A 13399-nucleotide genomic window follows, 5' to 3' on the forward strand; every position below is an offset into this window, starting at 1 on the left:
GTCAGGCCCTATTTCCGGCCGTCGGCGGGTCGTAGGCAGCAGTCCCGGCAGATCTTCGGGCGCGGCAGCGTGAACGCCAGGCAGCAGGTCCGGCGGCGCGCACCGCCGGGCACCACCTCGATCAGGTCGTCGAGGCCGAGCGCGGCCAGCAGCCGTACGGTCTCGACCGGGTCCGCGGCCCGCAGCCCGGCCGCCGCGATCGCCGAGGCCACCGAGCCCAGCAGGGTGCGCCGGCCCAGCCGGACCGGCTCGCCGATCGCGTCGAGCAGCGGCATCAGGTGCTCGTCGAGCAGCGTGCGGCGCATCGTGTCCAGCGGATCGGGAACGACGAGGAGGCCGCCGTCCGTCCGGTCCGCGGCGCGCACGGCCACCGGGATGCCGGCCCGCAGGCCGACCGTGACGAGACCCGGGCGGTCCAGCCGGACCAGCACGTTCGCGGCGGTGAGCAGGGGGACGCGGCGGGCGGCGAGCCATCCGGTCACCGCGGGAAGACAGACCCAATAGGTGTACGCCTTCCAGGCCAGCGCCGCCGCCGTTGCCGGCCGGGCCTGCCACTGGCGCCGCGCCTTGGCGAGCAGCTCCTCCAGCAGCGGGCCGCCGCCCAGCGCGCTCGCCGGATACCAGCCGGCCTCGTGGGCGACGATCAGGTCGGGCGCCAGGCCGGGCAGGAGGGTGCTCGTGCCGTACAGGACCCGCAAGGTCTCATTGATCGGCGTGAGCGGGCACACACCCGACCGTAACAGCGATTATCGATCCCGGCGATTCGTGAGCTCGCCCGTCCCGGCCGGCCTCCACGGCCGCGCCGCGGGCCCGGGGCGGGTTCCCCGGGCCCGCGACACGTCAGGCGACCGTGGCCGGGAAGCGTTCCCAGACCCGGTGCGCGGCCAGCAGCGGCTGCATCTCCGCCAGCGCCGCCGGGCCGGCGTCGGCGACGACCACGCCCGGCGTTCCGGCGATTCCCGCCGCGTCGAGGACGGCCTCGCCCGGGCCCCACGCGCCGATCGCCTTCGCGTGCCGCCAGGCCTCGCCGGCCAGCAGCAGCACGCGCGGGTCGATCGCCGGCGTGACGGGCGCGCCGGCCTTGGCGTCACGGGCCGAGGACGGGGCCGCGGCCTTGGCGTCGCGGGCCGAGGACGGGGCCGCGGCCTTCGCGTCGCGGGCCGAGGACGGCGCAGCGGCCTTCGCGTCGCGGGCCGCGATCGCGTCGGGGGCCGGCGGCGGGGCGGCGGCGAACAGCAGAGCGTCGAACTCGACCGAGCGGGCGGTCGCGTACGTGCGCTGCACGGTCAGCCCGCCGACCGTGCCGCCGTGCTCGGCGATGACCAGCGGGACCATGCCGGCGGCGAGGATCGCCTCGCGGACCGCGGCGGCGCCGGCGGACGACGAGGACGAGATGACGATGCCGATGGTCCGGCCGTCGCCCGGCCACGCTCGGCCGATCTGGGACAGGGCGGGGCTGGGGTCGGGGTCCTCGAGCGTGATCGACGGATCGGGCACGGGCAGGCCGAGGGCCGCGGCGACCTGGGCGCAGAGCTCGGGGTCGACGTTGGCGAGGCAGCCGAGCTGCCGTTCCTTGATCGCCTGCTCGTAGCACTTGCCGAGCTCGAAGGCGTACGCGCTGATGATGTGTTCCTTCTCGACCGGCGTCATGCTGCGCCAGAAGAGGCGGACCTGGCTGTAGTGATCGTCGAAGGACACCGGGTTCGCGCGGATCTTGGGGGCCTCGGCGACCCGGACCGGCACGTCGACGAAGGCGCCGTCGGGGGACGTGAACGGGTTGCCGCCGTCGAGCGAGTTGGGCCGGTAGGGCGCCACCCCGGCGTGCACGGCGTGCTGGTGGAGGCCGTCCCGGAGCATGTCGTTGACCGGGGCGTGCGGGCGGTTGACCGGGATCTGCGCGAAGTTGGGCCCGCCGAGCCTCGTGAGCTGCGTGTCGACGTACGAGAAAAGCCGCCCTTGAAGCAGCGGGTCGTTGGTGACGTCGATGCCCGGCGGCAGGTGCCCGAGGTGGAACGCGACCTGCTCGGCCTCGGCGAAGAAGTTGGTCGGCGTCCGGTTGAGCACCAGACGTCCGACGGGTTGAACGGAGGCGAGCTCCTCCGGCACGAGTTTGGTCGGGTCGAGCAGGTCGATGCCCGCGAACGTCTCCTCCGGCGTGTCCGGGAAGACCTGCAATCCCAGCTCCCACGAAGGGAACGCGCCGGCCTCGATCGCGTCGTAGAGGTCGCGGCGGTGGAAGTCGGGGTCGAGGCCGCCGATCAGCTGCGCCTCGTCCCAGGTCAGCGAGTGCACGCCGAGCTCGGGCTTCCAGTGGAACTTGACCAGCACGGTCTCGCCGGCGTCGTTGACCAGCCGGAACGTGTGGACCCCGAAACCCTCCATCATCCGGTAGGAGCGGGGGATGCCCCGGTCCGACATGTTCCAGATGGTGTGGTGCTGGGCCTCGGTGTGCAGCGAGACGAAGTCCCAGAACGTGTCGTGCGCGCTCTGCGCCTGCGGGATCTCCCGGTCCGGGTGCGGCTTGGCGGCGTGGATGATGTCCGGGAACTTGATCGCGTCCTGGATGAAGAACACCGGGATGTTGTTGCCGACCAGGTCGAACGTGCCCTCGGCGGTGTAGAACTTGGTCGCGAAGCCGCGGGTGTCGCGCACGGTGTCGGCCGAGCCGCGCGAGCCGAGCACGGTCGAGAAGCGTACGAAGACCGGGGTCTCCACGTCCTTCTTCAGGAAGCCGGCCTTGGTGATCGGCGCGGCGGTGCCGTACGCGGTGAACACGCCGTGCGCCGCCGTGCCCCGCGCGTGCACCACGCGTTCCGGGATCCGCTCGTGGTCGAAGTGCGTGATCTTCTCGCGGAAGTGGTGGTCCTGAAGCAGGATCGGGCCGCGCGGGCCGGCCTTGAGCGAGTGGTCGGTGTCGGCCAGCCGTGTCCCGTTCGCCGTGGTGAGATACGCACCCTGCTGGCCCTTGGCGGTGGGCGGCACGCCGGTCTCGGCGCCGGTCGGCGTCACGGTGTCCGGGGTGCCTTGCTCCTTCTTCGGCGGCAGGGGCTCCCGCGGCGTCGTGGGCTCGTCGAGCGTGGGGGTGCCGCTTCCCGGCGCGCCGGGCACAGCCGGGCTCACCGCGTCGGCAACCTTCGCCGCGGCGGCTTCCACCGCATCCTTGACCGCTTTGACGGGCTTGCGCGATTCCATGGGGCTCCTCATTCGATGGGCGAGCCCGCCGGATACCCGGGTAAATCCGGACCTAACATCCGCCGGGATTGACCGCCCGACCACCGGGTATCTCCCCGCCGTGCTGATGATCGCGTTACCCGACCTGCCCCTTCCCGGGCACGGCGCCACCCTCGAACGGTTCCGGGGCCTCGCCGCGCTCGCTCGTGAGGACCTGGTCAAGGCCCGGCTCGGCGAGGGCCACGCGGATGCGGTGGCGATCCTCGCCGAGCTCGGCGGCCAACACCACGAGGGGGAGCGCTGGGGCGTCTGGGCGGCGGCTCCTTCGTCCGTACGCGCGGAGCACACCAGCGGCGGCTGGCGGCTGACCGGCGACCGGCCGTGGTGTTCCGGGGCGGCCTGGTGCACGCACGCGCTCGTCACCGCGGCGGCCGGCGACGGCACCCGGCTGTTCGCGGTGCGCAACGAGCCGCCGCATGCCCGCCCGCTCGACGACACCTGGCCGGCCGTCGGCATGGCCGCCAGCGACAGCCGCACCGTGCGCTTCGCCGACGCCCCGGCCGGGCCGGTCGGCGGCCCCGGCGACTACGTGAACCGCCCCGGCTTCTGGCACGGCGGCGCCGGCGTCGCGGCCTGCTGGTACGGCGGCGCGCTCGGCGTCGCCGACGCCCTCTACGCGGCCGCCGGCGCCAAGGGCCCGCACGCCCTCGCTCACCTCGGCGCCGTGCACGTCGCGCTCGGCGCCGCCCGGGCCGTGCTGGCCGAGGCCGCCGCCGCGATCGACGCCGACCCGCGCGCCGACGCCCACGAGCTCGCCGTCCGCACCCGCCTCACCGTCGAGGCGGCCGCCACCGAGGTCCTCGACCGGGTCGGGCGGGCGCTGGGCGCCGGCCCGCTGTGCCGCGACGCCGCGCACGCCCACCGGGTCGCCGACCTGACGGTCTACCTGCGGCAGAGTCACGCCGAGGGCGACCTCGAGCAGCTCGGCGAGCTGGCGACGCCGTGGTGAGGGCGATCGTGGGGGAGGGGACCACCGAATCAGCGTGGCAGGCCTGGCCGGCGATGGCCGCCTGGCCCGAGCTGGACCTCGACCCGCCCGCGCCCCCGGTGGTGGTCGCCCCGCACCCGGACGACGAGATCCTCGGCGTGGCCGGCCTGATGCGCCGCCTCGGCGCGGCCGAGCTGGTCGCGGTCACCGACGGCGAGGCCTCGCACCCCGGTTCGACCGTCTACACCCCGGCCGAGCTGGGCGCGCTGCGCCGCACCGAGACCGCCGGCGCGCTCGACCGGCTCGGCCTCGGCGGCATCCCCGTGCACCACCTCGGCCAGCCCGACGGCGGCATCGACGAGGACGCGCTGACCGCCGCGCTGACCTCGCTGCTGGCGCCCGGCCGCTGGTGCCTGAGCACCTGGCGCGAGGACGGCCACCCCGACCACGAGGCGGTCGGCCGTGCCGCCGCCCGCGCCTGCGCGGCCACCGGCGCCCGCCTGCTGGAATACCCGATCTGGGCCTGGCACTGGGCCGCGCCCGGCGACGATCGGGTGCCCTGGCAGCGCGCCCGCCGCATCCCGCTGGCACCCGCGGATCGGGCGGCGAAGGCGGCCGCGATCGCCGCGTTCCCCAGCCAGATCGCCCCGCTCGGCCCGGCCGAGGCCGACGCGGCCATCGTCCCGCCGCACGTCGTCGCCCGGTTCACCCGCACCTTCGAGGTGGTGTTCGCATGACGACCCCGATCGGCTACTTCGAGGGCATGTACGCGGCCAGCCCCGACCCGTGGAGCTTCGCCACCCGCTGGTACGACGCCCGCAAGCACGCGCTCACGGTCGAGTCGCTGCCCCGGCGCCGCTACCGGTCGGCGTTCGAGCCCGGCTGCTCCACCGGCATGCTCACCGCCCGGCTGGCCGAGCGCTGCGAGCGGCTGCTGGCGGTCGACGCGATCCGGGCCGCGACCACCGCCGCGGCCGCCCGGGTGGCCGCGTTCCCGCACGTCACGGTCGAGACCGCGCGGATGCCCGGGGACTGGCCGGCCGGCCCGTTCGACCTCGTGGTCCTCTCCGAGCTGGGCTACTACTTCGACGACGCCGACCTGACCACGCTCGTCGACCGGGCGGTGGCGTCCCTGCAGCCCGGCGGCGACCTGGTCGCCGTCCACTGGCGCCGGCCGGTCGAGGAGCACGCCCGCTCCGGCGACGACGTGCACGCCCGGCTGGCCGCGACGCCCGGCCTGGCCCGGCTGGCCCGCCACGAGGAGGACGACTTCCTGCTCGAGGTCTTCGCGCGGGTCCCGCCCGGGGCCCGCTCGGTGGCGCAGCGCGAGGGCCTGGTGTGAACCGGATCGCCGTCGTGGTGCCCGCTCATGACGAACAGTCCCTGTTGCCCGGCTGCCTCGCGTCGCTTTCCGCGAACATGCCGGCCGAGTTGATCGTCGTGGCCGATGCCTGCACCGACGACACCGCCGCCGTGGCCCGCGCCGCCGGCGCCGAGGTGGTCGCCATCGACGCCCGCAACGTCGGCCGGGCCCGCGCCGCCGGCGTGGCCCATGCGCTGCGGCACGGCCCCGCCGGCCTGTGGCTGGCCACCACCGACGCCGACAGCCGCGTCTCCCCGTCCTGGCTCCGGTGGCAGCTGTCCCACGCCGGCGCCGACCTGGTCGCCGGCACCGTGGAGGTCGACGACTGGGAGGCCTGGCCGCCCTGGCTACCGGCCCGCTACGAGTCCCGCTACCGCCGCGGCCCGGCCCACGTGCACGGCGCGAACCTCGGCTTCTCGGCCGTCGCCTACCTGGCCGCGGGCGGCTTCCCGCCGCTGGCCCACGACGAGGACCAGCTGCTGGTGGCCCGCTTTCGCGCGGCCGGCCGGCGGGTCGTGGTCGATGGGAGCTGCCCGGTGCGCACCAGCGGCCGCGCGCGCGGGCGGGCGCCGCACGGCTTCGCGGCCTACCTATCCGACCTGGCCCGCGAACCGCTTCTCGGCCTCGTCGATCGCGGCGATCTGAGCGACGATCTCGCCCGGCGACGAGTCGCCGACGACCCGCTGCAGGAACGGGGTGTGATCCAGGACCGCGTCGCGCAGGGCGCGCAGCGGGCCCGGTGCGTGGTGGAAGACCTTCCCTAGCGCGTACGCCTGCTGGACCTGCCGTGCGGTGTGCGGCTTGCGTGGCGCCTCGAAGTCGTCGAGGGCGGCCCGGACGGCGGCGTGATCGGTCAGGTCGACGCCGGCGAGACGGCGGCCGAGGAAGTAGCCGTCCTCGGTGGCCATGCCGGCGCCGTAGGCCGCGTACGGCGAGGTGGGGTGCGCGGCGTCGCCGACCAGGGTGGCCCGGCCCCGCGACCACTGCGGAATCGGCTTGCGGTCGCGCAGCACCCAGCGCTGCACGTGGCCGGGCTCGGTTGCGGCGATCAGCTGCGGCAGCGGCGCGGCGAACCCGGCGCCCATCGCGGCGGCGGTGGCGTGCGGGTCGCCGGCGAAGGCGGCGCGGGCGTCGTGCGCGCCGAGCACCCACCACTGGTACCCGTCGCGGCCCCGGCTGCGGATCGAGGTCCAGCTGCCCTGCACGGTGCGGCCGTGCGAGACGACGCACAGCCCGGGGGTGGCGGCCGGGACGCCGGCGAACGTGTAGCCGCCGAAGATGTGCAGGTGGTGCTCCCGTTTCGGGGTGTCTCCCCAGAGCGTGCGGCGCACCAGCGAGTCGATGCCGTCGGCGCCGACGACCAGGTCGGCCTCGATCGTGTCGCCGGCCGCCATGTGCAGCCGCACGCCGGTCTCGTCCTGCTCGAAGCCGTCGACGCCGCGGCCGGTGTGCAGGATGCCGGGCGGCAGGGCGGCGAGGAGCCGCGCGTACAGGTCGGGCCGCAGCAGCCCGATGAAGCCGCCGCCGTAGTCGCGCACCACGTCGTCCGGCAGGTTGACCCGCACCCGGGTGCGCCCGGCGGCCGTGCGGAACTCCGAGTAGCAGGGCGCTCCGAGATCCTCGGTGTCGACGCCGAGCAGGCCGAGCGCCTTGATCGGCGGCGGCCACAGATTGAGGATGTTGCCCGCCGGCCGGGCCTCACGGTAGCGCTCGAGCAGCAGCACCTCGTGCCCGGCCTGGTGGATCGAGAGGGCGGCGGCCATGCCGGCCGGCCCGGCGCCGATGACGGCGACGCGGCCGCGGGGGAGAGGACTCATCAGCACTCCTCGTCGTTAACCGTAGCGTGCGCTACGGTTTGGATGAGGACGAGGATGCGGGTCACCGCCCGCCGATGTCAACCGGGAGAATCGGCTCATGACCGGCCTGGAGATCCGGCCCCCGCTGCAGCAGCGCAGCCGGGAGGCGTGGCAGCGGATCCTCGATGCCGGCGTGGCCCTGCTCGAGGACGGCGGCTACGAGGCGTTCACCATCGCCGCCGTCTGCGAGCGCGCCCAGGTGCCGCCGCGCGCCCTCTACGCCCGCGTCGACACCAAGGACGGCCTGTTCCTGGCCGTCTACGAGCACGGCATCGCCCGCGTGCGCGCCGGCCAGGCCGCCCTCGCCGCCGGCGACCCCTGGCGCGGCCTGCCCGCCGACCGGGTCGTGGCCGAGGCGGTCCGCGTGGTGACCGGCATCTTCACCACGCACGGCGCCTTCCTGCGCGCGGTCGTGCTGATCTCCGGCGCCCACCCCGAGGTCCACCGCCGTGGCGCCGCCTACAGCCGCGAGCTGGGCGACCAGTTCACCGCGCTGCTCCTGGCCGCCGGCGCGGGCGCGGGCGAGCCCGATCCGGAGGCCGCGGTCCGGGCCGCGTTCAACGCCGTCTTCGCCACCCTGGTGCTGCGCACCGCGTACGGCCCGGAGTTCGCCACCCCCGAGGCCGACTTCCTCGGCACCCTCACCGCGATGGTCGGCCGCTACCTGCTGCCCGCCTAGGCCAGGGTCGCCCGCACCCGCCAGCCGCCGTCCGCGGTCGGGCCGGCCGTGAGCTGCCCGCCCATCTGCTGCACGCGCTCGCGCAGCCCGGTCAGGCCGCGCCCGGTGCCGGTCACCGCGGGCGGGTCACCGAGCGCCGGGCCGTTCTCGACGCTGATCGTCAGCCCCCGGGCGCCGCCGCCGACCAGCACTTGCACCGCCGAGCCCGGCGCGTGCCGCAGCGCGTTCGTGAGGCTCTCCTGCACGACCCGGAACGCCAGATGCGCGGCCGGCGCGGCCACCCCCTCGCGGTCGCCCTCGAACCGGCACCTGACGTCCAGGCCGCTGCGGGCGGCCCGGGCCACCACCTCCTCGATCAGCGCCAGGTCGGGGCCGCCGACGTCGGTGCCGCCGAGCAGGTCGACCAGCCTCCGCAGGTCCTCACGGCCCTGCCGGGCCGACTCGGCGATCGCGCCGAACGCCTCGCCGGTCCGCACCGGGTCGCGGTCGACCAGGCGCTGGCCGGCCGCGGCCTGGATGATCATCACGCTGATCGCGTGGCCGACGATGTCGTGCAGCTCGGCGGCGATCCGCGCCCGCTCGTGCCGCAGCGCCAGGTCGGCGAACAGCTCCCGCTCCTCCTCGAGCTCGCGGCCGCGCTCGGCCAGCTCGTCGGCCGCCTCCCGGCGCAGCCGCAGCACCGTGCCGGCGAAGAAGCCGGGCACGCTGAACATCAGCAGCGCCACCGGACTGCTGTCCAGCCGGATCAGGTAGAGCACCGCCAGGAACGCCAGCAGCCCGGCCCCGGCCACCCACGCCGCCCGGCCGCTCCACGCCAGCGCGGCCACCGTGGACAGCAGCGCCATCAGCACGAACGCCAGGTCGGGGAAGTAGCCGCCGGCGCCGACGGCCGCCGTCGCCAGCCACAACGCGCCGCCCGCCACCACGACGACCCGCGGGTGCGAACGCCACCAGATCAGCGTCAGCCCGCTCGCCACCAGCAGGACGGTGCCCACCGACCAGCCGCCGTGGATCGCCGTCGGCACGACGACCACCAGCAGCACGAGCAGCACCGGCGCGAGCACGGCTCACCCCAGCACGGGCAGTTGCGCCACCACCCGCGCCTGCCCGCGCGCGACCTTCACCGCGACCGAGCCGTGCAGCAGCTTGGCCCGCTCCCGGGCCCGGGCCACCGCCGCCTTCATGTCGGCGCCGCGCCCGACCGAGCCGCGCACCTGGATCTCCAGCGCGTCGTCCGCGAACCGCACGGACACCTCCACCGGCTCGCCGGGACGGTCGGCCAGGGCGGTCACCAGGTACTCGACGATCCGGTACGCGGACAGCTCGACCGCCGCCGGCAACGACCGGGCATCGCCGCTGACCGTCAGCCGCGAGCCCGGCGACCGGTGGCGGGCCAGCAGCGCGTCCAGGTGCGCGACCGTCGGGGCCGGCGCCAGGTCGACCTCCCCGCCGCGCAGCAGCCCGACGATCTCCCGCATGTCGTCCATCGTCAGCCGGCTGCCCGACTCGATGTCCTCCAGCAGCGCGCGGGCCTGGGCCGGGGCCAGCCCGTCCGCCGACTCGGCCGCCGTGGTCAGCTCGGCCAGCCGTTCCTGGAGCATGCCGTCGAGCTGCCGGGACAGCCGCGCCCGGTCGTCGGCCACCATCAGCGCCGCCCGCTCGTCGCGCAGCTGCCGCAGCTCCTCGTCCCGGACCTTGAGCTCCTGGTTCAGCACGCTGCGGTGCCGGGCCGCGCGGCCCACGCCGAAGACGATCACCACCACGGGCAGGGCCAGGATCAGCGCGGTCGGTCCGGCGCTCGCGTCCACTGCCAGAACCGCCACCGTCAACAGAGCGCCAAGAACGGCGACAACCCATGCGCGCGTACGCCGATAAGCCAGCGCCCCCAGAAAGACCAGCACGAACGCCACCGGCAGCCCGGCGCCGCACCGGGTCACCCACCCGAAGAGCAGGTCGTGCAGCACCATGACGGCCAGCGTCACGACGGTGACCGCCAGGACGCTCCGCCGCCACCACAGCACCGGGATGGTCGCGCCGGCGAACACCGGCACCAGCCACCAGGAGGGCGAGTCGACGGTGTGGACCATCGTGCCGTTCGCCACGTCCCGGGCGGTCCCGGTCGCCGTCGACCCCACGTTGGCCAGCATCAGGACGGCGCCGAGCGCGGTGAGGGCTCCCGCGAGGAGCCAGTCGCGGGCCCGGATGCCGCGGAAGACCTCACCCATCGCCGTTCTCCTTCGCATCGCAGGGTCAGGCGGCCGCGCGCTCGGGCCGGGGCGCCGCGGTGGCCCGCTGCCGCTGCTTCCTGCTGACCCGATTCTGGACGTAGATGCCGGCGCCGTAGAAGAGCGCGACGCCCGGAAGGGCTATCGGGAGGGCATCGACGACCCGATCGATGGAGGAGTCGCGCACCAGAATCTCCAGCAGCAGGATCACGATGCCGGCCAGGCCGAGCAGATGGTCGCGCCGGCCACGGGCGAACCGGGCCACGGCGTACGCGAGCGCGAAGGCCAGCGGCAGCACGACGCCGCACCGGGTGAGGTAGTCGAAGGCGAGCACGTGGGCCCCGGCGGCGACGACGGTGACCCCGACGACCGCCGTCACGTTGCGCCGCCGCCACAGGATCGGCAGCGTCACGAGCAGGAACGCCGGCACGATGACCCACGACGTGGTGGAGACCGGATGCGGCAGCGAGGCGTCGTCCCCGCCGTAGATGTTCTCGATCATCAGGAAAACGCCGGCCGCCGTCATGAGGGCCGCGAGCAGGTAGTCGGATGGGCGTACACCCTGGAAGATTTTCTGCATGTCCCTGTCCTCCCTAAGTTGGCTTCGACGCTAGGGATCGGGGGCTGTGGCTCTCGTCTGCCGCAAGGACGATGTTCGCGGGCGGCATCCTCCGCAGGGATGACCCGGCTCGTCGTCCGGGCCCGGCAGAATCCTTGGCGTGTCCGAGAAGATCCGGGTCCTGATCGCCGATGACCAGACGCTCGTGCGTACCGGCTTCCGGGTCATCCTCGAGGCGGAGGGCGACATCGAGGTGGTCGCCGAGGCCGGCACCGGCGCCGAGGCGGTCCGGCAGGCCCGGCTGGCCGAGCCCGACGTGATCCTCATGGACATCCGCATGCCCGAGCTCGACGGCCTGGCCGCCACCGAGGAGATCCTCCGGCACCCCGATCCGCCCACCGTGGTCGTCCTGACCACCTTCGACCAGAACGAGTACGTCTACCGCGCCCTGCACGCGGGCGCGGCCGGTTTCCTGCTCAAGGACGCCCCGTCGAGCCGCCTGATCGCCGCCGTCCGCGCGGCCGCCACCGGCGACTCCCTGATCGAGCCGTCGATCACCCGCCGCCTGGTCGAGCGGTTCGCCGTGCCCGCCGAGCCGGTGGCGCGACCGACCGAGCTGGCCGCCCTGACCGAGCGCGAGCTGGACGTGCTGCGCCTGGTCGCGCGGGGCCTGTCCAACGCCGAGGTGGCGGCCGAGCTGGTCGTCGCCGAGACCACCGTGAAGACGCACGTGGCCCGCATCCTGACCAAGCTCGGCGTCCGCGACCGGGTCCAGGCGGTGGTCGTCGCCTACGAGACCGGATTCGTCGCCCGCGGGACTTGAATCCGGTACCCGGGTACCGGCTTACCGTCTACGTATGCCGTTCACCGTTCCGGAAGCCTGCACCCTTCCCACCGCCGAACAGCCGCTGCGCATGGCCGAGTGGGACGCCCTGTTCGCCACCGCCGTGCGCCGTGCCGAGTCGCTGAGCCCGACTCACGCTCGCCTTTTTCTGGAGGGCGCGCCCGGCCCCGTGCTCGACCTGACCGCGCGCGAGACCGAGTGCTGCTCGTTCTTCACGTTCACCCTGTCCGAGTCGATGGTCCTGGACATCGAGGTGCCCCCGCGGCACGCCGGCGTGCTCGCCGCACTTTTGGAACGGGCCGCGTGAGGACCAGCGAGGTCGCCGAGCTGGCCGGCGTCAACGTGCAGACCCTGCGCTACTACGAGCGCCCCGGCCTGCTCGCCGAGCCGGCCCGCTCGCTCGGCGGCCACCGCATCTACCCGGCCGACACGGTCGCCCTGCTCACCGTGATCAAGGCGGCCCAGCGGCTGGGCTTCACCCTCGACGAGGTCGCCGACCTGCTCGACACGAGCCGGCGCCGCCACCCGACCCCGGACCTTCGCCAGCGGGCGATCGACAAGATGGCCGAGATCGACGCGAAGATCGCCGACCTGACGTCGATCCGCGGGGCGCTGTCCGAGGTGGTCGAGGCCCGATGCGACAGCCTCACCAACTGCACCTGCGCCGACTGCCCGATGCCGTTCGTGACCATCGGGGAGCGCCCGTGAGCGCCCCGCTGGGCAGTCGCGTGACCGGCGGCCTGGCCGCCCTGGCCTGCGCCGCGTGCTGCGCCCTGCCGGTCCTGATCGCCGCCGGCCTGCTCACCGCCGGCGGCGCCGTGATCGTGCGGCAGGTCCTGATCGCCGTCGCGGCCGGCCTGGCCGCGATCGCACTCGGGATGTGGTGGCTGCATCGCCGCCGTGCGGCCTGTGCTTGCGGCGGGGCCGGATGCGCCGTCACCGACCGATGAGGAACAGCACGCCCGCGACGACCAGCCCCGCCTCCACGAGGGCCGTGAAGAACGAGTCGGAGATCCGCCCGACGATCTTCTTGCCGGTCCACGCCCCGGCCAGCGTGGCCGGGGTCAGCGCGGCCCCGAACAGCAGAATCCGCCCGGTCAGCAGGTCACCCGCGCCGTAGGCGGCGATCTTCGACAGGTGCATCGTCAGCGCGCTCGCCGCCTCGGTGCCGATGTAGGCCGCGCGGGCCAGCCCGTAGGCGAGGAAGAACGGCGCGGACAGCGGCCCGGTCGAGCCCAGCAGCGCCGAACCCAGGCCGGAGGCCGCGCCGACGGCGGCGAAGCTGCGATCGGACGGCTTGCGGGGGTGCGGCCGGACCCGGCGCCAGACGACCACCCCGATCAGGAACAGGCCGAGCAGCCGCTTCAGCGGTCCCAGCGGCGCGCGCGCCAGCAGCAGCCCGCCCGCGACCGCGAACGGCACCGCCCCGAGCGCGAACCAGCCGATCAGCCGCCACCGCAGGTCGTGCCGGTTGAGCCAGACCCGGAAGCCGTTGCTCGACAGCTGCGTCAGGGTGAGCATCGGCACGGCGACGCGCAGCCCGAACAGGGCGGTGAAGACCGGCAGCAGCAACACGCCGCCACCGAAGCCGGCCACCGCCGACAACAGCGCCAGCGCGAACGCCGCCACCGACGCCACCGCCAGGATCGGCGCCTGGTCGAGAGCCACCCGGATCCGCCCTCCCGCGAAAGCCCGATCCTGATCGGTGGCGCCC

General features: G+C 74.7%; 15 protein-coding genes and 1 pseudogene. 9 read left to right on the top strand and 7 right to left on the bottom strand.

Annotated features, from left to right (window positions below):
• Positions 1-8: 8 nt before the first annotated feature.
• Both ACZ6TB_RS11175 and ACZ6TB_RS11180 read right to left on the bottom strand, forming a co-directional pair.
• Complete coding sequence (locus ACZ6TB_RS11175; RefSeq protein ID WP_465553111.1) at positions 9-698, bottom strand: hypothetical protein; 690 nt, start codon at positions 696-698, stop codon at positions 9-11.
• 142 nt (positions 699-840) lie between these two features.
• Positions 841-3192, bottom strand: coding sequence for a catalase (locus ACZ6TB_RS11180; RefSeq protein WP_465553113.1), 2352 nt, complete (start codon positions 3190-3192; stop codon positions 841-843).
• A 106-nt stretch (positions 3193-3298) separates the two neighbouring features.
• Here ACZ6TB_RS11180 and ACZ6TB_RS11185 point away from each other — a divergent pair, with 106 nt between their 5' ends.
• The 4 genes and pseudogenes from ACZ6TB_RS11185 to ACZ6TB_RS11200 all read left to right on the top strand — a co-directional run.
• Positions 3299-4180 (top strand): acyl-CoA dehydrogenase, encoded by an 882-nt coding sequence (locus ACZ6TB_RS11185; RefSeq protein ID WP_465553654.1) that lies wholly within the window; start codon positions 3299-3301, stop codon positions 4178-4180.
• A gap of 8 nt (positions 4181-4188) precedes the next feature.
• Entirely contained in the window at positions 4189-4896 is a 708-nt protein-coding gene (locus ACZ6TB_RS11190; protein ID WP_465553115.1) for a PIG-L deacetylase family protein, read from the top strand.
• A complete protein-coding gene (locus ACZ6TB_RS11195) occupies positions 4893-5501 on the top strand; it encodes an SAM-dependent methyltransferase (RefSeq protein WP_465553117.1) in 609 nt (202 codons plus the stop codon). Before ACZ6TB_RS11190 ends, ACZ6TB_RS11195 begins: the two co-directional genes overlap by 4 nt.
• 14 nt (positions 5502-5515) lie before the next feature.
• Positions 5516-5902, top strand: a pseudogene (locus ACZ6TB_RS11200) (glycosyltransferase family 2 protein); the annotation flags it as partial.
• A gap of 210 nt (positions 5903-6112) precedes the next feature.
• On the opposite strand, the gene ACZ6TB_RS11205 reads toward ACZ6TB_RS11200, so the two are convergent.
• The gene (locus ACZ6TB_RS11205; RefSeq protein ID WP_465553119.1) at positions 6113-7339 is read right to left on the bottom strand and encodes an FAD-dependent oxidoreductase; all 1227 of its coding nucleotides are present in this window, start codon (positions 7337-7339) and stop codon (positions 6113-6115) included.
• Positions 7340-7436: 97 nt separating this feature from the next.
• On the opposite strand from ACZ6TB_RS11205, the gene ACZ6TB_RS11210 reads away from it, so the two are divergent.
• Positions 7437-8057, top strand: coding sequence for a TetR/AcrR family transcriptional regulator (locus ACZ6TB_RS11210; protein WP_465553121.1), 621 nt, complete (start codon positions 7437-7439; stop codon positions 8055-8057).
• On the opposite strand, the gene ACZ6TB_RS11215 is transcribed toward ACZ6TB_RS11210, so the two are convergent.
• Genes ACZ6TB_RS11215 through ACZ6TB_RS11225 form a run of 3 tightly spaced genes read right to left on the bottom strand, consistent with a single transcriptional unit; the run spans position 8054 to position 10862 of the window.
• Positions 8054-9121, bottom strand: a complete 1068-nt coding sequence (locus tag ACZ6TB_RS11215; protein WP_465553123.1) for a sensor histidine kinase — start codon at positions 9119-9121, stop codon at positions 8054-8056. The two genes, ACZ6TB_RS11210 and ACZ6TB_RS11215, sit on opposite strands and share 4 nt — an antisense overlap.
• A 3-nt stretch (positions 9122-9124) precedes the next feature.
• Positions 9125-10282 (bottom strand): sensor histidine kinase, encoded by a 1158-nt coding sequence (locus ACZ6TB_RS11220; protein ID WP_465553125.1) that lies wholly within the window; start codon positions 10280-10282, stop codon positions 9125-9127.
• A 25-nt stretch (positions 10283-10307) separates the two neighbouring features.
• Positions 10308-10862 (bottom strand): hypothetical protein, encoded by a 555-nt coding sequence (locus ACZ6TB_RS11225; RefSeq protein ID WP_465553127.1) that lies wholly within the window; start codon positions 10860-10862, stop codon positions 10308-10310.
• A 139-nt stretch (positions 10863-11001) separates the two neighbouring features.
• On the opposite strand from ACZ6TB_RS11225, the gene ACZ6TB_RS11230 reads away from it, so the two are divergent.
• Genes ACZ6TB_RS11230 through ACZ6TB_RS11245 form a run of 4 tightly spaced genes read left to right on the top strand, consistent with a single transcriptional unit; the run spans position 11002 to position 12635 of the window.
• The gene (locus ACZ6TB_RS11230) at positions 11002-11664 is read left to right on the top strand and encodes a response regulator (protein ID WP_465553129.1); all 663 of its coding nucleotides are present in this window, start codon (positions 11002-11004) and stop codon (positions 11662-11664) included.
• Positions 11665-11698: 34 nt separating this feature from the next.
• Complete coding sequence (locus ACZ6TB_RS11235) at positions 11699-11992, top strand: hypothetical protein (RefSeq protein ID WP_465553131.1); 294 nt, start codon at positions 11699-11701, stop codon at positions 11990-11992.
• Entirely contained in the window at positions 11989-12393 is a 405-nt protein-coding gene (locus ACZ6TB_RS11240) for a MerR family transcriptional regulator (RefSeq protein ID WP_465553133.1), read from the top strand. Before ACZ6TB_RS11235 ends, ACZ6TB_RS11240 begins: the two co-directional genes overlap by 4 nt.
• Positions 12390-12635: a hypothetical protein gene (locus ACZ6TB_RS11245; RefSeq protein WP_465553135.1), complete on the top strand. Its 246-nt coding sequence runs from the start codon at positions 12390-12392 to the stop codon at positions 12633-12635. The genes ACZ6TB_RS11240 and ACZ6TB_RS11245 overlap by 4 nt, the downstream gene beginning before the upstream one ends.
• Here the strand turns inward: ACZ6TB_RS11245 and ACZ6TB_RS11250 are convergent.
• The gene (locus tag ACZ6TB_RS11250; protein ID WP_465553137.1) at positions 12622-13353 is read right to left on the bottom strand and encodes a sulfite exporter TauE/SafE family protein; all 732 of its coding nucleotides are present in this window, start codon (positions 13351-13353) and stop codon (positions 12622-12624) included. The two genes, ACZ6TB_RS11245 and ACZ6TB_RS11250, sit on opposite strands and share 14 nt — an antisense overlap.
• Between the last annotated feature and the right edge of the window lie 46 nt (positions 13354-13399).

The organism is Actinoplanes sp. NPDC051537 (assembly GCF_055586105.1).

Coding starts and splice junctions, on each gene's coding strand:
- ACZ6TB_RS11180 (WP_465553113.1), bottom strand. CDS start 3,192: ATGGAATCGCGCAAGCCCGTCAAAGCGGTCAAGGATGCGGTGGAAGCC.
- ACZ6TB_RS11185 (WP_465553654.1), top strand. CDS start 3,299: ATGATCGCGTTACCCGACCTGCCCCTTCCCGGGCACGGCGCCACCCTC.
- ACZ6TB_RS11195 (WP_465553117.1), top strand. CDS start 4,893: ATGACGACCCCGATCGGCTACTTCGAGGGCATGTACGCGGCCAGCCCC.
- ACZ6TB_RS11205 (WP_465553119.1), bottom strand. CDS start 7,339: ATGAGTCCTCTCCCCCGCGGCCGCGTCGCCGTCATCGGCGCCGGGCCG.
- ACZ6TB_RS11210 (WP_465553121.1), top strand. CDS start 7,437: ATGACCGGCCTGGAGATCCGGCCCCCGCTGCAGCAGCGCAGCCGGGAG.
- ACZ6TB_RS11220 (WP_465553125.1), bottom strand. CDS start 10,282: ATGGGTGAGGTCTTCCGCGGCATCCGGGCCCGCGACTGGCTCCTCGCG.
- ACZ6TB_RS11225 (WP_465553127.1), bottom strand. CDS start 10,862: ATGCAGAAAATCTTCCAGGGTGTACGCCCATCCGACTACCTGCTCGCG.
- ACZ6TB_RS11235 (WP_465553131.1), top strand. CDS start 11,699: ATGCCGTTCACCGTTCCGGAAGCCTGCACCCTTCCCACCGCCGAACAG.